The organism is Sphingomonas sp. (assembly GCF_031372575.1).
In the GTDB taxonomy this organism is placed as follows: Bacteria; Pseudomonadota; Alphaproteobacteria; order Sphingomonadales; family Sphingomonadaceae; genus Sphingomicrobium.
Genome location: NZ_JANMLM010000059.1, coordinates 1 through 20,214, shown reverse-complemented (window position 1 = coordinate 20,214; position 20,214 = coordinate 1). Strand labels below are relative to the sequence as shown.

16 protein-coding genes are annotated in these 20,214 nt (G+C 63.1%); 7 read left to right on the top strand and 9 right to left on the bottom strand.

The window, feature by feature from the left end; translation table 11 throughout:
• Positions 1-32: 32 nt before the first annotated feature.
• The 4 genes from RMN73_RS05610 to RMN73_RS05595 form a co-directional block, all read right to left on the bottom strand.
• Positions 33-1,433, bottom strand: a complete 1,401-nt coding sequence (locus tag RMN73_RS05610; RefSeq protein ID WP_309602337.1) for a leucyl aminopeptidase family protein — start codon at positions 1,431-1,433, stop codon at positions 33-35.
• Between the two features lie 139 nt (positions 1,434-1,572).
• Positions 1,573-1,995 (bottom strand): hypothetical protein, encoded by a 423-nt coding sequence (locus RMN73_RS05605; protein WP_309602336.1) that lies wholly within the window; start codon positions 1,993-1,995, stop codon positions 1,573-1,575.
• Positions 1,996-2,082: 87 nt separating this feature from the next.
• Entirely contained in the window at positions 2,083-3,423 is a 1,341-nt protein-coding gene (rimO, locus tag RMN73_RS05600) for a 30S ribosomal protein S12 methylthiotransferase RimO (protein ID WP_309602335.1), read from the bottom strand.
• 254 nt (positions 3,424-3,677) lie between these two features.
• Positions 3,678-5,813, bottom strand: a complete 2,136-nt coding sequence (locus RMN73_RS05595) for a TonB-dependent receptor domain-containing protein (RefSeq protein WP_309602334.1) — start codon at positions 5,811-5,813, stop codon at positions 3,678-3,680.
• 235 nt (positions 5,814-6,048) lie between these two features.
• Here RMN73_RS05595 and RMN73_RS05590 point away from each other — a divergent pair, with 235 nt between their 5' ends.
• The 3 genes from RMN73_RS05590 to RMN73_RS05580 are packed head-to-tail and all read left to right on the top strand — an operon-like array spanning position 6,049 to position 9,934.
• On the top strand, positions 6,049-7,356 hold the full coding sequence (locus RMN73_RS05590) for a UDP-glucose/GDP-mannose dehydrogenase family protein (RefSeq protein WP_309602333.1): 1,308 nt from the start codon (positions 6,049-6,051) through the stop codon (positions 7,354-7,356).
• Positions 7,357-7,372: 16 nt separating this feature from the next.
• Positions 7,373-8,647 carry a nucleotide sugar dehydrogenase gene (locus RMN73_RS05585; protein ID WP_309602332.1) on the top strand — a complete coding sequence of 425 codons (1,275 nt, stop codon included), beginning with the start codon at positions 7,373-7,375 and terminating at the stop codon, positions 8,645-8,647.
• A 3-nt stretch (positions 8,648-8,650) separates the two neighbouring features.
• Complete coding sequence (locus tag RMN73_RS05580) at positions 8,651-9,934, top strand: sugar transferase (protein ID WP_309602331.1); 1,284 nt, start codon at positions 8,651-8,653, stop codon at positions 9,932-9,934.
• A gap of 370 nt (positions 9,935-10,304) precedes the next feature.
• On the opposite strand, the gene RMN73_RS05575 is transcribed toward RMN73_RS05580, so the two are convergent.
• Positions 10,305-11,018 (bottom strand): hypothetical protein, encoded by a 714-nt coding sequence (locus tag RMN73_RS05575; RefSeq protein ID WP_309602330.1) that lies wholly within the window; start codon positions 11,016-11,018, stop codon positions 10,305-10,307.
• Between the two features lie 429 nt (positions 11,019-11,447).
• Here RMN73_RS05575 and RMN73_RS05570 point away from each other — a divergent pair, with 429 nt between their 5' ends.
• Positions 11,448-11,600: a hypothetical protein gene (locus RMN73_RS05570; protein WP_309602329.1), complete on the top strand. Its 153-nt coding sequence runs from the start codon at positions 11,448-11,450 to the stop codon at positions 11,598-11,600.
• Between the two features lie 18 nt (positions 11,601-11,618).
• Positions 11,619-13,559 (top strand): TIR domain-containing protein, encoded by a 1,941-nt coding sequence (locus RMN73_RS05565; RefSeq protein ID WP_309602328.1) that lies wholly within the window; start codon positions 11,619-11,621, stop codon positions 13,557-13,559.
• 48 nt (positions 13,560-13,607) lie between these two features.
• Here the strand turns inward: RMN73_RS05565 and RMN73_RS05560 are convergent, their stop codons facing one another.
• Both RMN73_RS05560 and RMN73_RS05555 read right to left on the bottom strand, forming a co-directional pair.
• On the bottom strand, positions 13,608-15,458 hold the full coding sequence (locus tag RMN73_RS05560) for an ABC-F family ATP-binding cassette domain-containing protein (RefSeq protein WP_309602327.1): 1,851 nt from the start codon (positions 15,456-15,458) through the stop codon (positions 13,608-13,610).
• 63 nt (positions 15,459-15,521) lie between these two features.
• A complete protein-coding gene (locus RMN73_RS05555; RefSeq protein ID WP_309602326.1) occupies positions 15,522-17,471 on the bottom strand; it encodes a choice-of-anchor I family protein in 1,950 nt (649 codons plus the stop codon).
• Between the two features lie 90 nt (positions 17,472-17,561).
• Here RMN73_RS05555 and RMN73_RS05550 point away from each other — a divergent pair, with 90 nt between their 5' ends.
• Both RMN73_RS05550 and RMN73_RS05545 read left to right on the top strand, forming a co-directional pair.
• Positions 17,562-18,404, top strand: coding sequence for a hypothetical protein (locus RMN73_RS05550; RefSeq protein ID WP_309602325.1), 843 nt, complete (start codon positions 17,562-17,564; stop codon positions 18,402-18,404).
• A gap of 78 nt (positions 18,405-18,482) precedes the next feature.
• Positions 18,483-19,238, top strand: a complete 756-nt coding sequence (locus tag RMN73_RS05545) for a hypothetical protein (RefSeq protein WP_309602324.1) — start codon at positions 18,483-18,485, stop codon at positions 19,236-19,238.
• Between the two features lie 5 nt (positions 19,239-19,243).
• On the opposite strand, the gene RMN73_RS05540 is transcribed toward RMN73_RS05545, so the two are convergent.
• Positions 19,244-19,996: a 2OG-Fe(II) oxygenase family protein gene (locus tag RMN73_RS05540; protein ID WP_309602323.1), complete on the bottom strand. Its 753-nt coding sequence runs from the start codon at positions 19,994-19,996 to the stop codon at positions 19,244-19,246.
• Positions 19,997-20,033: 37 nt separating this feature from the next.
• Positions 20,034-20,214: FG-GAP repeat protein (locus tag RMN73_RS05535; RefSeq protein WP_309602322.1), on the bottom strand; the 181-nt coding region annotated here is incomplete at its 5' end.

Genomic DNA, 20,214 nt, shown 5'->3' with positions numbered 1-20,214 from the left:
CTGCGACGCGCTATGTGCTGGAGACAAGTTGGTCAGGCTGGCCGAAAACGCCGGTGGAGCATTTCGAAGACGGCGCGAAGGCCGAGCGCAGCTCCGCCCTTGGGTCGGCCGGGCTTGGCCGAGGGTTGCCAGGCAAAGGTGTCAAAGTGCGCCCAAGGGGTCTCCGCCGAGACGAAGCGACGGAGGAACAAGGCGGCCGTGATCGACCCGGCCATCGGCGAATCCGCGCTATTGGCGAGATCGGCGAGATCGCTTTTGAGCATGTCGTCATATTCGTCCCACAGCGGCATCCGCCACAGCGGATCATGCGCAGCGCCCGATGCGGCGATCAGATCGGCGGCGAGATCCTCGTCATTGGCGAACATCGCCGGCAAGTCGGGGCCGAGCGCGATCCGCGCCGCGCCGGTGAGCGTTGCAAAGTCGATCATCAACTCTGGATCGCTCTCAACCGCCTTGGTCAGCGCATCGCCGAGTACCAGCCGCCCTTCGGCATCGGTATTGTCAATCTCGACATTGAGGCCCTTGCGGCTGGCGATGATATCGCCAGGGCGGAACGCGGTCGCCGAAATGCTGTTCTCGACCGCCGGGATGAGCAGATGTAGCCGCACCGGCAGCCGTGCGCCGATGATCAGCTTGGCAAGCGCAATAGCGTGGGCCGCGCCGCCCATGTCCTTTTTCATCAGCCGCATCCCGCTCGATGGCTTGATGTCGAGCCCGCCGCTGTCGAAGCACACCCCCTTGCCGATTATCGCAATGCGCGGGGCATTCTCCTTGCCCCAGCGAAGCTCGATCAATCGCGGCGCGCGATCACGCGACGCGCCATTGCCAACTGCGGCGATCATCGGAAAGCCGGTGTTCAGCGCGTCGCCGTGGGTGACCTCGATTGTGGCATTGGCGGCTTTCGCAAGATAGCGGACGACGCCTTCGAGATTGGCCGGCCCCATGTCGGAAGCTGGCGTGTCGACCATGTCGCGGACCATGGCTGTGGCCTCCGCCAGCCGGATCATTGGGTCGATGTCGGCCACATCGCCCGTCAGCAGGACGCGCGCGCCGATTGGCTGGGGCGGATCGGATTTGTACCGGTCGAAGCGGTGTTGCGACAACATCCAGCCCAGCGCCGCCAGGCCGGGCTCGCCGTCGTCGATGCGGTATTTGCCGGCCGGGAGGGACTGTCCGAGGCGCGCCATGCACCAGGGCCCAAGATCACCAGCCTGGTCGACGCAGGTGACAACATCGAATTCGCCATCCTTCTTGCCTTGCAGGATGGCGAACTGAAACGCGCTCTTGGCGTCAAACTGGATCGCTTCGAGCATCGACTGGCGGGCGGGCGACTGCTTCTTGGCCCAGACTGAGAAATTATCCTTGTCGACGACGTGGATCAGGCGTGCAGGCTCGCCGCGGTCTGGCTGAAGCAAAGTGGTGAAATCGGTCATTGCGGGGCTGTAGCGCAAGGCTCGGGTGGGGGACAGGTCGGGGAGGGGCTAAGCGCCGCCGTCGTCAAATTCGCTGCCGCCTCCTCCAACAAGCGAGGGCGGGGCAGGACTGCGCAGCGGGTCGCCCCTGCGTCGAACGCTATTGCCCGCTTGCCGGAATCAGCTTCGAATACGTGTTTGTGATGTTGCGCGCGGCGAGCTGATTATCGTCAAACATTTGTTGCCATTCGCGCTGCGTCAGACAGACTCTCGACGATTGGACGCGAGATCCGGTCAAGGACACCATGCGGCAAACGATCCGCTTGTCCTCATTCTGAAGTAACGCCGCATATTTGAGTCGCATCGCCGCTTTTTCGGCCGGGGTGCAATATCGAGTGGCACCCTGGCAGGAATCCCAGTCGGCCCATGCCGCCTTGGTCTTGCAGACGCTGATGTCGCTCGACCGCGATACGCCGATGACCATGTTGCGGCAGTACAGAGTCGGCAGCCCTTTGCGGGAGACTGCCTGGATCGGTGTGGCGCCAATCGCAGCTTGGGCAAGGACGGCTAACAGGACGGACATGGCTTACTCCCCCGAATTGAGAATCAGGCAATTATCACATTGTGGACGTGAAAACGATATTTTGCGCGGGGGCGGCCTGAAGGCAGCCTAGAGCGCGACCCCGAACAAATCATGTTCATCGCTATCCTCGATCGTGACCGGGACGATGTCGCCCGGGGTAAGGTGGGCGGCGTCGCGCAGGTGGACCTGACCGTCAATCTCCGGCGCGTCGGCCTTCGAGCGGCCACTCGCACCGCCGTCAGCATCGACCGCGTCGATGATCACGTCGAGCGTGCGGCCGACCTTGGCGGCTAGTTTTTCGGCCGAAATGCGCGCGGTGAGGTCCATCAGGCGGGCGTAGCGCTCCTCCTTGAGTTCCTCGGGCACCTGGTCGGGGAGGGCGTTGGCGGCGGCGCCTTCGACCGGCTCGAAGCGGAACGCGCCGACGCGATCGAGTTGGGCTTCCTCGAGCCACCGCATCAGATAGGCGAAATCTTCCTCGGTCTCGCCGGGGAAACCGACGACGAAGGTCGAGCGGATGGCGATGTCGGGGCAAATGTCGCGCCAGCCCTTGAGGCGCTCAAGCACGCGGGCCTCATTGGCCGGGCGCTTCATCGAGCGGAGAATCTTGGGGCTGGCGTGCTGGAACGGGATGTCGAGATAGGGGAGCACCAGCCCTTCGGCCATCAGCGGGATAACGCGATCGACGTGAGGGTAGGGATAGACGTAGTGGAGGCGGACCCAAGCACCCAATTTGCCCATTTCGCGCGCGAGGTCGGTCATGTGGGCGCGGACCGGCTCACCCTTCCACGGCCATTCCGCATGTTTCAGATCGAGCCCGTAGGCACTGGTGTCCTGCGAAATTACTAGCAATTCCTTGGTCCCTGCGGCGACCAATTTCTCGGCTTCGCGCAGGATCGCGTCGGGGCGGCGGCTGACGAGGTCGCCGCGGATCGACGGGATGATGCAAAAGGCGCAGCGGTGATTGCAGCCCTCGGAGATCTTCACATAGCTGTAGTGGCGCGGGGTCAGCTTGAGGTCGGCACCGAGCTCCGCCTGCGGGACGAGGTCGAGGTAAGCGTTGGGGATCGGCGGGGCGGCCTGATGCACCGCGGCGACGACTTCCTCATATTGCTGCGGCCCGGTGATCGCGAGCACCTTGGGGAAGCGGGCGCGGATGACGTCGGCCTCACGCCCCATGCAGCCGGTGACGATGACGCGGCCATTCTCCGCAATCGCTTCGCCGATCGCCTCAAGGCTTTCCTCCTTGGCCGAATCGAGGAAGCCGCAGGTGTTGACCAGCACGACGTCGGCGCCGGCATAATCGGGCGACATCTGATAGCCGTCGGCGCGGAGCCGCGTGAGGATGCGCTCGCTGTCGACCAATGCCTTGGGACAGCCGAGCGAGACCATGCCGACGCGCGGCGGGGTGGGGAGGATAGTAGCCATGGGAAGCGGCGCCTTTAACCGAGATTCGCGGCAAAAGCGAGGCGGGTGGTGGGAGTCGGCTTTCATTGCTTTGTGGACGATGTTCCCCGGCGAAGGCCGGGATCCAGGCCGGCGAATGCCGGAGTGCAGGGGTGTGTAGCCAAGCCCTTGCGGGCTCTTGGGTCCCGGCCTTCGCCGGGGAACGAGGGAGGCGTTTAGACCCGCCTTCACCCTTGGCGGACATTCCACTTTCGACCCATTGCGGCCATTAGACATTAGAGCGTGGCGACGAACGTTACCCTTAGCGACCGCGATTCGATCGGGTGGAAATGAATGTCCTCCTGTCCGTCGGGGCCTTCATCGGGCAATCGGGACTGATAATAATAGTCGATCGCCGAGCTCTTCGAGTTCAACAGGTTGAAGGCTTCGAGTTCAACACTCAGGGTCGGCTTGAAACGATAGCCGACGCGGCCGTTAAGCGTCGTGGTCGCTTTCGATCGTACTGAATTGTCCTCGATCAGCGGGCGCGGGCCGAAGTAGCGAAATTGCAAGGCACCGAAATAAGGGCCGAGATTGTCGACCGCCAACGCAAGCGAGGCGACACCTTCGATCGCCCCCGGGATGCGTTGCCCCTCGGGCTCCGAGCCGCGGAAGCGGGCCCGTGCGAAGGCAATGTCGGCATCGATCGTCAACCAGTCGGTCGGCTTGTAATAATTGCTCAATTCGAACCCGACACGGCGACTTGGGCGTCCGGCGCTGGTGGTCCCGGCATCGCCGGCAAAGGTCAATTCGGAATCGAAGTCGAGACCGTAAACTGAGAGCGTGGTTTGCAAACGCGGGACGATTTCGGTGCGGACGCCGAGTTCGGCGCCCTTGGCCCGGACGAGACCCGGCACCCGGTCGGCGGGATCGCCGCTCTTGGGGTCGATCCTGATCGTGGTGCCGCGCGCATCGTTGCTGTGGAAACCGGTCCCCAGATTGAGATAAAATTCGGTCTTGCTCCAAGGGCCAAAGATCAGGCTCAGCTTGGGGCTGGCAATGAAGTCGTTGCTGGTGCCAGAGTTTACATCGAGCGAGCTGCGGACGTCGAAGTCGTAATAGTCCCCCCTCAGGCCAAGAACGGTTCGAAACTTGTCCGTCCAGCGGGTGAGGTTCTCGATGTACCCGCCGACGCTCGTCTCCTTGATCCGGTCGCGGCGCGTCACCGACAAGGTTTGCCTCGCCTTGGTATTGAGCAGGCCATTGCGAATGGAGTCACGCTGGAGTTGCAAGCCGATGCTGGTTTCACTCGGGCGTCCGAATAAGGAACCCTTCCACAACTGGCTGGCGTTGAGCGCCATGCTCGTGCGGTCATCGGGTTGCGCGAACTGATCGCCGTTGATCGGATCGTCGAGGAAGTAGGTGAAGTTCGAATAAATCCGCAGCCGGTTGTCGATGATGTAGGCATTGATCCTGGTCGCGCTGCTCTCGGTAGTGCGGTGCCATGCTGCGGACAGACTGTACCGATGCACCTTGCCGCCGTCGGTCGGATCGATCGAGCTGAAGCGGTCGAGTGTGCCAGCATCGACCGCGCGCTTCGGGATTTGATCGGTCGCATTGTATGACGCTTTGTAGGCCATGGCGGTGACATTGAAGCCCGATCGATCATCGCCTTGCGAATAGCGCAGGACGGCATTGAACTTGCGAAAATCGTCGCCCTTGTTGAACGGGCCATCGTTATGGAACAGCTCGAGCGCATAGAGCAGATTGCCGGCCCCGACCGCTGGCGATCCGGCGATCAGGCCGCGACGATAGCCATTCTCGCCCACGCCCAGACTAACCAAGGTCCTGGGTAGCTTGTTGACGTAGCTGACGCCGACCGATCCGGCGGCGGCAAAGTCGCCATCCTCCGCAGAATAGGTGCCCTTGCGATAAGTCAGGCGGTCGGCGAGTTCGGGGATCAGGAAGTTGACGTCGGTCCAGCCCTGGCCGTGGCCGTGGCTGCGCTGATTGACCAGCATGCCATCGATCGTCGTCCGCAAATCCGTGCCATGATCGAGGTTGAAGCCGCGCAGGTAGAATTGGTTGGCCTTGCCCTCGCCGCTGTGCTGGCTGACGATCAGACCCGGCGTTGCCTCGAGCAATTCGCCCGGACGATACACCGTTCGCGCGTTGAGTTGCTCGCCGGTGACGATTCCCTCATTGGCAGAATCTGCCACGCCGAGCTGGCTGATCCGCGACGCAGTGATGTAAATCGTGTCCGAACTGGCCGATTCCTGCTCGTTCCTGACGGGCTTGGTCGAGTTGCCCACATCAGTCGCAGGCGCAGCCGCCGCTTCGGGTCCGGGCGCAGCCGATTGCGCGATTGCAGTCCCCGACACGCCCAACGCAATTGTGATTGCAGGAGCGAGCTGGCGGAATATCAGTCGCATCGAATAGTGCATTTGCTTGGCTTCCCTCACGGTTCGGGGAAAGCCCTAAGCAGGACCGTGCGCGGCCAAATCACCTATGTTAGTTTCTGAAGCCTCGATTGCTGCTTGAGCTTTGGCGGAATGTCCGCTTTCCACCCAAAGCAGACATTCAAACTACCTCGGCGTGATCGCCGCTTGAGCCGGAACCCCGTGGGCGGCTAAGGGGCTGACTTCACCCAAGCCAGAGGCAGCTTCCATGCGTATTGCGATGATCGGAACCGGCTATGTCGGGCTAGTCTCGGGTGCTTGCTTTGCCGATTTCGGGCATCATGTGACCTGCATCGACAAGGATCCGGCGAAGATCGCGATGATCCGGGGCGGCAAGATGCCGATCTGGGAGCCGGGGCTGGATGCGTTGGTCAAGGCCAATGTCGATCATGGGCGCCTGACGTTCACGACCGACCTTGCTGAGGGGATCGATGGCGCGGATGCGGTGTTCATCGCGGTCGGCACGCCATCGCGACGTGGCGACGGGCATGCCGATTTGACCTTCGTGTTCGAGGCGGTGCGCGAACTTGCGCGGGCGCTGACCGGCCCAGTGGTGGTAGTGACCAAATCGACGGTGCCGGTCGGCACAGGCGATGAAATTGCGCGAATTTTGGCGGTAGAGAAAGCGCCGGTCGGCACCAGCGTCGCGTCCAACCCCGAATTCCTGCGCGAGGGCGCGGCGATCCGCGATTTCAAGATTCCCGACCGCATCGTGGTCGGCACCGACGACGAGTCGGCACGCGAAACGCTGCGGGAGATTTATCGCCCGTTATTCCTCAACCAGTCGCCGATCGTGTTCACATCACGGCGAACGGCAGAGCTGACCAAATATGCCGCCAATGCCTTTCTGGCGATGAAGATCAGCTTCATCAACGAGATGGCCGATCTGTGCGAGGCGGTCGGCGCGGATGTGCAGGAAGTGGCGCGTGGGATCGGTCTCGACAATCGCATCGGCGCGAAATTCCTCCATGCCGGGCCGGGCTATGGCGGGAGCTGCTTTCCCAAGGACACGTTGGCGCTGTTGCGGACGGCGGAGGAAGCCGGGGTCGAGCAACGCATCATCTCGACCGTGGTCAAGGTCAATGACGACCGCAAGGCGGCGATGGCGGACCGCGTGCGTGAAGCGGTCGGCGGGGACCTGGCGGGCAAGAAGATTGGCGTACTCGGGCTGACGTTCAAGCCGAACACCGACGACATGCGCGATGCGCCGTCGCTGGCGCTGATCGCGGGACTGCTTGATGGCGGGGCGACCGTAGTGGCGTTCGACCCGGTCGGGCGCGAGCATGCCGAACCTTTGCTGCCCGGAATCGCGTTTGCCGAAGATGCCTATGCGGTGGCCGATGGCGCCGATGCATTGGTGGTGGTGACCGAGTGGGACGAATTTCGCGGCATCGACCTGGCCGACATTGCCAAAAGGATGCGCGGCGATGCTCTGATCGACTTGCGCAACATTTTCGATGGGGCCGAAGTGGTCCGGGCGGGGTTAAGTTATCGCGGGATTGGCCGCCCCGCCTGAGCGTGACGGAGTTGCGGTGATTATTGACGGCAAGATGAAAATCGCAGTGATCGGGCTCGGCTATGTCGGGCTGCCGCTGGCGGTTGCGTTGGCGCGCAAGTTCGACGTGGTCGGGATCGATATCGACCAGCGCAGGATCGACGAATTGCGTGACGGGCATGACCGCACCGGCGAGATCGAGCGCGATCAGCTTGCGGAGTCGCGGCTGGCGGTGTCGGCCGATCCGGAAGCGGCGCGTGCGGCGGCGATGTATATCGTCACCGTGCCGACCCCGGTCGATGCCGATAATCAGCCCGATTTGAGCGCGGTCGAGGCGGCGACGCGGACCGTGGCGGCGCTGGTCGATCCCGCCATATGCTCAATCATCGTCTACGAAAGCACCGTCTATCCGGGAGTCACTGAGGATCTTTGCGGCGGGCTGCTCGAGGCGGCGGGGCTCCGGCGGGGTCGCGATTTCAAGCTTGGCTACAGCCCCGAGCGGATCAACCCGGGCGACAAGGTCCACAGTGTCGACAAGATCATCAAGGTCATCGCCGGTGAGGATGAGGAAGTCGTCGAGACATTGGCGCAGGTGTATGGCGCGATCACCTCCGCCGGGGTGTTCCGCGCCGCCTCGATCCGCGCGGCGGAAGCGGCCAAGGTCATCGAAAATGCCCAGCGCGACATCAACGTCGCCTTCATGAACGAAGTCACCCAGATCATGGCCGGGATCGGCGTGTCGGCGTGGGACGTGCTCGACGCGGCCAAGACCAAGTGGAATTTCCTCGGCTTCGAGCCGGGGCTGGTCGGCGGCCACTGCATCGGGGTCGATCCGTTTTACCTCAGCCACCTGGCGCAAAGCCTGGGCCATCATCCGCAGGTAATTTTGGCGGGGCGCGAGACCAATGATGCGATGGGCGAGTGGATCGCGGATCAGCTGCATGCGCACCGCGGCGGGAAGCCGGGCAGGGCGCTGCTGATGGGGCTGACGTTCAAGGAGAATGTCCCCGACATGCGCAACAGCCGGTCGATCGACCTGTTCCGGCGACTGACCGAGCTTGGCCACCAGGTCGACATTGCCGATCCGCACGTCGGCAAGGCGGAAGCGCAGGCGACTTACGGCCGCGGCCTGAGCGCACCGGGCGAGGCGCGATATGATCTGGTGGTCGGGGCGGTGCGGCACGAGGATTATCGCGCGATGGATGGCGCGGCGCTTGGTGAAATGCTCACGCCGGGTGGAACATTGGCCGATATCAAGGGCATGTGGCGCAGCAACGCGCTTGCAACATCGCTCGATTACTGGACACTCTGAATGATGCTCCAGAACGTCCCCTTGAAGTCGACCGGCCAATTACCGTTCGTGCTTCGGCGACGGTTCGAGTTCGCCGGGGCGTTGGCGCTCGCCGCACTGGTGCCGTGGGCCGGAAGCCGCTGGCTGATCAGCGACACCAGCTTCGACCCGTCGGTGTTCCACAATGCGTTGATCGCTAATGTGCTGGCGATCTGCCTGGCGCTGTGGATCCGGATTTCGGTCAGCACCTATCCCGGCATTCGCGCCGGCCAGGTAGTGATCCCCGCCGTGTTCGTCGCCCATGCCACGATGCTGGCGCTGCTCGTGCTGTCGCGCGTGCCCTATCACCGGCCGTCGCTGGCGCTGGGCTTCGGGCTGCACCTGGTATGGGCGTTTGCGATCTATTTTTTCGTCTCGCGGCGGCTCAGACCGAGGATCGCGATCGTGCCGGTCGGCGCGGTCGACCTGCTCAAGCCGATCGATACGGTCGACTGGCGAGTGCTTCGCGCGCCCGAGCTTCACCGGGTGCGCGATTGCCATGCGATCGTCGCCGACTTCGCCGATCTGCCCGACGAATGGGAAGCCTTCCTGGCCGACGCCGCGATCGAGGGGCGGATGGTCTACCAGGTCCAGCAATTGTTCGAATCGCTGACCGGGCGAGTGCAGGTCCGCCACATTTCGGAGAATAGCTTCGGCAGCCTGGTCCCGGCGCGGGCCTATTCGGCGATCAAGCATTTGGTCGACTGGCTGGCGGTGGTCGCGCTGCTGCCGGTGCTGGTGCCGCTGCTTGGCGCAACCGCGCTGGCGATCAAGCTGTTCGATGGCGGCCCCGTGCTGTTCCGCCAGCGCCGCACCGGACGCGGGGGAAAGCAATTCTGGGTGACGAAGTTTCGTACCATGAAGGTCGCGGGCGAGATTGAGGACCATCGACTGGCGGCGATGACCGATGCGGATGATGTGCGGATCACCCGGCTTGGCGCGCTGCTCCGCCGATCGCGGATCGATGAACTGCCGCAGGTGTGGAACATCTTGCGCGGCGAAATGAGCTGGATCGGCCCGCGTCCCGAGGCGCAAGTGCTGTCGACGTGGTACACCGGGGATATCCCGTTCTACCGTTATCGCCACGTCGTTCGGCCGGGGATTTCGGGCTGGGCGCAGGTCAACCAGGGTCATGTGGCGGAGGTCGACGATATCCACCTCAAGCTGCAATATGACTTCTTCTACATCAAATATTTCTCGCCCTGGCTCGACATCTTGATCGTGTTCCGCACGGTGCGGACGATGCTGACCGGGTTCGGGTCGAAGTAGCCATAAAGCCGCAAAGGTCGCAAAAGACCCATGGTCAGCGACCATTTGTCCTATTTTTCCCAGAAATCTTTCGATGTCGTGTAGGATATGCTGCAATTTCGCCTAAAAACTGCTCCGAAAAGCGCGTGAATTGCACCAAATTGCGGTTTCGCGATACATTCGGTGCTTGAACCAACAATATGAAAGCATGTCCTGAGCCTGTCGAAGGGAGCCGGCGCATCTGAGCCGTGCGCGCACCACGCTGGCAGACGAAATCCTACATTGGAAGCGGCTTTCCGGGAGTGGCGCTGCGCGCGTCTGGGCCCCTGCCTGCGCAGGGGTGCTGGAGAGCAAGATAATGGGGTGTTGAACTGCGCCACCATCCCCCTAGTCACCGGGCAATTGGCGGATTGAAAATCTTGTGGTCGATCGGACCGCAGTTAAACGAGTTGAGTGCTCCACGATCGGCGATCTTTCCATCTGACCCGCGCACGATCAAACTATAGGCGATGGTCAACCCGTCAACACGTCGGTAATTGCTGGCTTCAACAGTGACCGGCGGCTGACCATTGCGGTCGACGACCCGCGCGATCAGCCGAGAGCGGCGATCGAACCAGACCTCGATAGAACGGCTTCCCTCAGGAGTGATTTCGAGCACGTCGAATTTGCGGCCCGCCTTCGTCGCTTCGCGCAAATATTTGAACGTGGCGGGAAAGCGTGTTGGGAAATAAAAGCCGTTGATGCTGAGATAGTTCGTGAGAATGGCTTCCTGAAGCGAGCCCGCGTCGGTGCGCACATCGGTCTTGCCTCCAGATGCCCGCCAGCGCGCTTTCCCGTCGAAGCCCATGGAAAGTATATTGCCGCCTTGATCGCTATCGACCCGCATTCCGTACCTCAAGAGGCTGAATCGCGTCGTGTAGGCCCTATCACCGTGGGTGCCTGTTTCATGGCAACCTTGCGCTGCGTCCCACAGTTTCCCGCCCGTCGCGACCTTCGATGCAGCGATAATATTTTCGGCTTTTGACCTCGGGCCGTGAGCAGCAGTGGGGGAAATACAGCCGATGATCGCGGATATCGCGAATGCCTTCAGTGCAATGATTTTCATCCCAATGCCTCCATTCGACGGTGTCGGCCATTGGACCAAACCAACAGCGCCGAGATGGCAGACGAAATCCTACATTGAAAGCGGTTTGAGAAGGCACAGCGTTGTCGTGCCAATGTCCGCTTTCGACCCAAAGCGGACGTTAGGGCTGCCGCGACACATTCCGAGCCAGGGTCTTAAACCTGACCCCGTCTGCCTGCTCGACTGTAATTGTGATATGCCCAGTCGCGCTGGTGTGATGATCTCGCACCGCCCCCGACTTACCTGCGTGCGTGCCGTTCACGACGATGCAATGATCTCCATCGACAACGTTCGTAGAAGGGTTCGTTACACCATTCATATGTCGCCTCGCTTCTGGGCCCGGCATATCATGCCTTAGCGTCCGCTTTCCACCCTTTGCGGACATCGGCGACTAATGCGCGCCTAAGCAGCTTGCTGCTCCAGTTGCTCACTCACCTCGAGACAATGCGCCTCCGCCAGTTCGAGCTTGGCCGCCACGTCCGCGCGGCGGCGTTTCCGGCGGCGGCACTTCCGGTCGGAAAGTCAACGTGGCTTGCAGTGCCGCACGCTCCAGCGCACAGCTAGTCGCCTGGAGGTGCAGCAGTGGCCAGCGTCTTTCTGAGCTATTCGCGTGAGGACGGAGAGACAGCGGCGGCCGTCGCCGCTGCACTCGAGCAGCGTGGTCATTCGGTATGGTGGGATCAGCAGGTGCAGGGAGGCTCCCGCTTCTCCCAAGAGATCGACCGGGCGCTAAAGCGTTCCGACGCAGTCCTCGTCTTGTGGTCGGATTCGTCGGTGGAATCAGCCTGGGTCCAGGACGAGGCAGCGGAGGGGCGCGACAGTGCCCGACTTGTGCCAGCCATCATCGACGGAAGCAAACCACCACTCGGTTTCCGCCAATATCAGGCGATCGACCTGAGCGGTTGGACGGGGCGGGGAAAAGGAGGTGCGATTGAGTCGCTCCATCAGGCCATCATCGCCAAAACCAGTGCCTCCTGCGCAACCGTCGAGGTACCAAGGCCTTTCCGCGCGGCGGGTGGCCACCACCAGCTGGCAAAAGCAGGCTTCGGTGTCCTTACGCTTGTTGTCGCGGGGTTGATCACCTGGTTCGCATGGCCATCGACGCCAAGCAACGAGGGCGCCCTCCGGCTTCAGCTCGGGGAGTTCAAGGCCCTATCCCGGGATGTGCCGGAGACAATTCCGGATACGCTGCGTGAGGAAATCCTGGCAGCGTTGGCGACCGATGCGGTGATCGTGACATCCAGCGAAAAACCGAAGGCGGGTGCACCATCAGGATACGCACTTAGTGCATCCGTCCGCACCACGGAGGCGATGATCCGGTTCACGCTCCACGTCGTCGACGAACGTACCGGCGGGTCAGTCTGGACCGGCACCTTCGATCGTCCCGCCGGGCAAACGGACGTTGCCCCGAGGCAGGTCGCGGTGGCAGCCAGCCAGGTGCTGCGCTGCGGCCTTGGCGGGGCGGCGCGCTACCGCAAACCGCTGGCCGACAAAACACTTTCCATATTCTTCAACTATTGCGAGGAATATTGGGCGGACACCGCCGGCAAAAAGATGAATCCGACCCGCGCGCTCGATCTCGCGCGGCGCGTTGTCGCGGCAGCACCGGACTTCTCCGGCGGCTGGTCGGCGCTCGCTGAAGTGGCGACCTTGATCCAGAAGGGCGATCAAATCAGGAAGGGCGCGGGATTGCGCGACGAGGCCAAGAAGGCCGCCGAGCGAGCGCTCAAGCTCGATAAGCAGAACAGCGAAGCGTATCAGGCGCTCGCCAGCCTGCAACCGCCATTCGCTTATGCCCAGCGCGAGAAACTGCACCTCAAGTCGATCGCGGTGCGGCCGAGTGACTGCGGATGCGAATATATGGGGTATGGTGCCTTCCTGAATCGCGTCGGCCGGAATGCCGAAGCCGTGGACGCCTTCAAGCGCGCCCATGACATGATCCCCCTCAGTGCCGACGTGATTGCCAACGTTGCCGAGTCACTGTTTGTCGGCGGGCGCGCTGACGAGGCAAGGCAGAACGCGACCGAGGCGCTGAAGGCGTGGCCAAACTATTCCTTCATGCGGAAAGTCCTGGTCAGAAGCGCCTTTTGGACCGGCCGCTACGATGAGGCACTCAAGCTACTCGCCGACCCCAGTACGGAATTGTCGCAGAAACAACGCAGCGCGCTGGCGGCCGCATTGCGGGCACTTCAAAGCAGCAATGCGGCGGCGAAAACGAATGCGAGAGAATCGCTCATGCAGCTTGCGGGCGATGGATCGGCCGACGGTGCACTATTGATCACCGCGCTCGCTGCTCTGGGTGCCAATGACGAGGCGCTGGCGGTGGCCGCAGGAAGGGTCGAGCGCGATGGCCCGCGTGCCTTACCGGTATTGTTCGAGCCTGCGCTGGCCACGGCCCGGCGGTCACCGAAGTTCGCCCAGATCGCACAGCGGTTTGGGCTTGCCAATTACTGGCGCGAGAGCCGGCACCTGCCGGATTTCTGCAAGGAAGCTTCACCCCCAGCCCTCTGCACGAACTTGTAAATCCTCACCGACGCCTAAATTTGCGGCGTGCGGACATTCGGCAAGTGCTTAGGCGGCCTGTTGCTCGAGTTGCTCGCTGACTTCGAGCCAATGGGCTTCGGCTAGTTCGAGCTTTGCCGCCACTTCGGCCCGACGATGGCTGAGGTTGGTGATCTCTTTTGCATCTTCCGCGGCGGCCAATTCGCGGTCGAGGGCTTCGCATTCGGCGGCGAGCTTGGCGCTGGCAGCTTCGGCATCGGCGGCGGCCTTGGCCAGCGCCTTGGACTTGTCCTTGGCCTTGGGATCCCATTTCTTGGGCTTGGCCTTGGTGCCTGCGTCCTTGGCACCCTTGGGCTGATTCCGGCCGAGGATGAAGTCGATATAATCGTCGATGCTGCCGGGATAATCGACCGCTTCGCCATGATCGACCAGCACCAGCCGGTCGGCGGTAAGCTCGACCATGTGGCGGTCATGACTGATCAGGATCACCGCGCCGTCATAGCCGTTCAGCGCCTGGACGAGGGCTTCGCGGGCATCCACGTCGAGATGGTTGGTCGGCTCGTCGAGGATCAGCAGATGCGGGGCGTCGCGGGTGATCAGCGCCAGTGCAAGGCGGGCGCGCTCGCCGCCCGACAGCTTGCCGACGAGGGTGGTCGCTTTCTCGCCCGAGAAGCCGAACCGGCCGAGCTGGGCACGAACCGCGCCGGGGGTTTTGCCCTTCATCGCGCGGGTCATATGTTCGAGCGGGCTGTCGTCGCCCGACAATTCCTCGACCTGATATTGGGTGAAGTAACCGACCTTCATCTTGCCGCTGGCGTGAATTTCGCCGGCCATGGCGGGAAGCTGGGCTGCAAGCAGGCGGGCGAGGGTCGTCTTGCCGTTGCCGTTGCGGCCAAGCAACGCGACGCGGTCATCGGGGTCGATCCGCAGATTGAGGCGGCTAAGGATCGGGGTGTCGGCGGTGTAGCCGACCGCGGCCATGTCGAGCGTAATCAGTGGCGGGCGAAGCTCGGTCGGCGAGGGAAAGTCGAAGGCGAGGCTGGGATCGTCGGCGAGCGACGCGATCGGCTGCATCTTGGCGAGCATCTTGGCGCGGGACTGGGCCTGCTTGGCGGTCGAAGCGCGGGCCGAATTGCGGGCGACATATTCCTGCAGCCGGGCGCGCTGCGACGCTTGCGAGGCTTGCGCGGCCGCGATCTGGGCAACGCGTTCGGCGCGCTGTTTCTCAAACCCGTCGTAATTGCCCGAATAGAGGCTGATCTTGCCGCCGGAGAGGTGGAGGATGACGTCGACAACATTGTTGAGCAGGTCGCGCTCGTGGCTGATGACGACCAACGTGCCGGAGTAATTCTTGAGGAAATTCTCAAGCCACAGCGTCGCTTCGAGATCGAGATGGTTCGATGGCTCGTCGAGCAGCAGCACGTCGGGCTCGGAGAACAGCAAGGCGGCGAGCGCGACGCGCATTTTCCACCCGCCCGAATAAGAGTCGAGCGGCTGGGCCTGCATGTCCTCGTCGAAGCCCAGCCCGAGCAGGATCTGCGCGGCGCGGGCGTCGGCGGTGTAGGCGTCGATCGCCAGCAGTCGCTCGTAAACGTCGCCGAGCCGGTCGTGATCCTGGCAGGTGTCCGCTTCAAGCAAGAGCGCGGCGCGCTCGGTATCGGCGGCGAGCACGGTCTCGAACGGGGTCGCAGTACCCGACGGCGCGTCCTGCGCGATATAACCGAGCTTGGTCCGGCGCGGCATCTCGATCTCGCCCTCGTCTGGCTCCAGCTGGCCGATCATCACCTTCATCAGGGTCGATTTGCCGGCGCCATTGCGGCCGATCAGCCCGACGCGCGCGCCGGGGGGTATCGCGGCGGTCGCGCGGTCGAGGATCATGCGCCCGCCAAGGCGCACCGTGATTCCGTTGATATTGAGCATGGCCGCGCCCTTAGCAGCATATCGTGACGAGATGAAGGCGGGGGTTCGACCGGGGCCGAAACCTCAGCCGCCGCCGAGAATGTCGACCAGGCCCGGGTCCGACACGCCGAGCAGGACCAGCGAGCCACCGCCATTGCCGAACGACAGCACAAGATCGTCGATTCCGTCGCCATTGCGGTCGACCACCGTCGTGCGCGCCAAGCGCACCGAATCGTCGAGCCGGATCGAGTCGAACGAGGTATCGAAATCGGTCACCACATCGTCGCCATTGCCGCGCCCGACGATGACGATATCCGCGCCTAAGCCCGTGATCAGCAGGTCATTGCCGCGCCCGCCGGCCAGCACGTCATTGCCCGCGCCGCCGTCAAGCCGGTCGTCGCCATTGCCGCCCTGCAAATTGTCATTGCCGAAATTGGCATAGAGGAAGTCATTGCCATTGCCGCCGCGCATGACGTCGCCAAGGATGGTGCCGAACAATTGATCGGCGCCATTGCCGCCTTCGGTCTGGGGAATGCGAAGTTCGTAGACGGTCAGCGTGAACGACACTTCGTTCGACACGAGGAACAGCGCCTGGCCATTGGGGCTGTCCTCGGCGGCAATGAAGATGCCCGATTCGGGCCGGACATCGCCGGCGTTGGCGAGCAGGGTGGTGATTGTCGGCGCGGCCGGATCGGTGATGTCGTAGACGATCGTGCTGTTGTACCGCTCGAGCGCGACGAAGGCATAGGTGCGGCCGGCGAAGGTGGCGATGGTGACGCCTTCGGGTTCCGAGCCTTTGTCGTCGCTGCGCCCGTCGGCGTACAGCTCGGGGAAATATTGCGCGACGAAGCGGTCGATCTGGTCGCCGCTGTCGAAGATGATCGCGCCGCTCGAATCGCGGATCGAGAAGGACCGCGCGCCGTAGCTCAGGATCCGATCGGCATCGCCGTCGCGATCCGTATCGCCGCTGACGCCGGGAAGTTGCGGCACGGCGAGGCGGCCAAGGACGCCGTTGCCGCGCAGGAACGTCTCGCTGCTGCCGAAGGTGGCATTATCGAGATCGATGCTGCCGAGCCGCCGGGTTTCGGGCGCGCTCGATGGCGAGCTGGGCAAGTAGTCGTTGCGGTCGTCGCCTTCGTTGGCCAGCACATAATAGGTCTGGCCGCCGACCGCATAGCTGTCAATCGCGTCGGGCATGTACATGCCAAAGACGGGCAGGCCGGTACGGAAATTTGCGGCACCATCCTGGTCATTGCCGTCGAAACCGAGGCCGCCCAAGCTCCAGTCCTTGAGGCCGAGCGGAATGATCTGGGTAACCTGCGGCACCGCGCCGCTGAGGTCGACCACCGCCACCGCATTGGCTTCCTGAAGCGTGACCCAGGCGGTCAACCCGTCGGGCGCGATGGCGATATATTCGGGCTCCAGATCCTGCGCCACGGTCAGGCCGGTGAAGCCCGGGGAATTGACAAACAGGCGCACACCGGCTGCGATCAGGGCAGCGGCATCGTCGTTGAAGGATTCGAAGCCGACCGTCTGGACGGTGGCCGCTGCGACCCCGCCGGACAGATCGATGATGCTGATCGACCCGACCGGATTGACCGACGGATTGGTTGCCGAAACCGCCGCGAACAACGTCGCTTCGCCCTCGTTGGCAACCAGGATTTTCAACCCGTCGGGGCTGAAGGTCACCATATCGGGAAGCGACCCGACGGTGATCGACCGCAGGATCGTGCCGTTGGAATCAAGAAGGTAAACCGTACCGAGATCGGTCCGATTGGCGGCGGGCACGGCGACCGCGATCAGCCCGTTGTGCACCGCGACGCTGGTCACGTCGCTGGCGAACGGAAAGCTGATCGTCGTGATTAACTGCGGCGCGCTCGGGTTCGACAGATCGATGATCTGCAGCCCGCCATTGGAGGTGGTGAAGACCCGCTGCGACGCGGAATCATAGGCCGAGATTTCCGCCCCGGCGAGCGTGATGCTGCCAAGCGTCTGATAGGTCAGGCTGTTGGTCGGGGCGGGTGCAATCGGCATGTCTCATCTCCGCATTTCGGCCGAAATTCGGCGGCTTTCCTCGAATGGCTGTGGCGCAGGAATCTTACAGGTAAATGACTCGCCCAAGACATGAGCGTGGACCAAAACAGCAGCTGGTACCGGCTGGACTTCGCTCGGGCAGCGGGTAAGCTTGGGGCGAGGGCAGTGGGGGCACTGGCGATGTTCAGGTTGATGAAGGTGAACCCGCCGCACGGATGGAGCGCGGTGGTATGGGAATTGCTGATCGTGACGCTCGGCGTGCTGATCGCGCTGGGGGCGCAGCAAGTGATCGAGAATATCAGCGATCGGCAGCGCGCCGACGATGCAATGGACGCGATCCGCAGCGAAGTCGCCGACCATGAGTTCTCGGCGGCCGAAATCGAGATTGCCGCGCCGTGCATTGCCGCCCAGATCGACGCTATCCAGAAGCGACTGGTGGACGGCGACCCCAAACCGCTTCAACGCTACAGTGACAGCACGAACAAGTTCGGCTTCGTTGTCCGCATGCCCAACCGAGTCTGGGGTGATACGTCTTGGCAATCGATCGGCAACACCGACGTGTTGCGCCAGCTCGAGCCCGCATTCTACAATCGGGTTGCAGCTCACTACGCGCAGGTTTCCAACCAACGCGATGTGACTGGATTGGCCAAGAACGAGCTTGCCGACCTCAGTGCGTTGTCGAAGATGATGCCGCGCGGCGAGAGCGACCGCCTGCGTCTGCTTCAGACCGCCGAGCAGGTGCGCATCAAAGCCGCCAACCTCGATCTCGTGGCCGGCCAAATCCGTGACCGGCTTGCGATTGTCAGGCTGTTACCGCATGCGGCCGATCTGAATCGCCAGCTTGCCGATAGCGGAACGATCAAATTCTGTCGCGCGCACGGCTATCCGCTAGCGCCGCTCAGACCCGCTGACCCGCTGTCGAAGGACATATGACCGCTCGCCGTGCTTTTATGTTGCTCGCCCTCGGGCTTGCGATTGGGGTCATCATCTTCTTCGGGGGAGGGCATTAGAATGCGCTTTACAGCACCCAAACCGATCCACGGCTGGCGGATACTTGCTGGCGAGGTCGGGATCATCGTCATCGGCGTATTGATCGCGCTTGGGGCGCAGCAGGTGGTCGAGGCGGTTCGCGATCGGCAGGTGGCGGACCAGACGCGGGCTGCGGTGACCGAGGAGATCGAGCAGAATTTGCTTAGCTTGAGCCTGCGCGGAACCGCCGAGCCGTGCATCGCGCGGCGGCTGGGCGAGCTTAAGGCAATGGTCAATCAATGGGGGCAAAGCGGGACGTTCGTGACGCCCTTGTGGGTGGCGCAGGCGCCGAGCCTGGACGTCGTTTTTCCGCGCTACGATGCGGCGATTAACGCTGGCAACGTCGCTTTGCTCGGCCGCGAGGAGCAATATCGGTGGGGCACGATCGTCGCCAGCCTGCGGCAATTCCAGGAAATCCAGAACGCCGAGACGCTGGAATGGCCGATCTTGCGGATGCTGCAGGATGGCGCCGGGTCGCTGTCGCCGACCGACCGCACCGCGGTTCGTCATGCGCTGCAACGCGCCGCATACCTCGACTATAATGCGCGGCTGTTGATCCGGCAGGTGCTGCCGCGCGCGGCGGGGTTTGGATTCCATCCCGATCAGCGGCGGTTCGCGGAATATGCCAAAACGATCTGGAAAAGCGGCCGCTACACGCCGTCGATCTGCGCCCCGATCGACACCCCGCCCGCCAAGGCCAATCAAATGACCGGTCAACAGGTACCGCTGGCGTTCTAGGCGGATCAAATCCGGTCGCGGAACCAGCCGGTGAGGGCGTAGCGGGTGGCGGGGGCGAACGCGGCGACGCTGGTGACGTGATGGTGTTGCGGGACGGCGAACAGGTTGAGCGCGTTAAAGCGGGGGAGGAGCGTCTCGTCGGGATCGCCGGCATCAGTGAGGAATTGCAGCATGCCGCCATATTCGGGCCGCCACGGCGCGCCATCCAGGTCGCCACACAGGTTGAGGACATAAGCGACGCGGCGGCCCCTGGCGGGCTCGCTATCGTTGTGGCGGGCGAGGAAATGGCCGGGTCGATAGAGCGTCGCCTGGCCGTCGGCCTTGACCAGTTCAGGGATCGCGGTGAGCCGACGAATGCGGTCGAGCAAGGCGGGCTGGTTTAGGTCGGTGAGGAGCTGCTCGTGCGGGCCGCCCGGCGCCCAGCGCTCGAGCAACGCCTGGACCAGAGGATAGGTCGAATAGCAAAAGGCGTAGTCGCCGCTCGCCATTGCGGTGGCGAGCGCAGCCTGGATGGCGCGGGCGCGATCGGGGGTGAGGGCGACCAAGGCCTCGGGGCGAATCACTTCGGGCGGACCCTGGCCGGCGGTCCACACCAGGCTCCATGCGGTGCCGCGCTCGAGCATGTCGCGGATTCGCCGCGCCGAGGAATCGGTCAGGAAATTGACGATCTGCGCGCGGCCGGTGCGGGCGAAGCTGTCGGTCGCAGCGGTGAAATCAAGGTCCGGCGACAGCTCGATCAGCGATGCTTGCAGGTCCATCGAATCGCATCCTCCCCGGTGGCTTATGCGCCCCCCGTTACAGGATGAACGGTTCGGGCTGGACGTGCCAGTTGGTTGGGGCGGCGTTGGTCAATGCGTTGGCGTCGTTGGTCACGAACCCGCCGGTCGCGGTGCCGAGCCAGTCGGACAGCTGGCCGTTGGTGTTGCGCCACAATATGTCGTCGCGCCCGTCGCCGTTATAATCGCCGACCGCCACC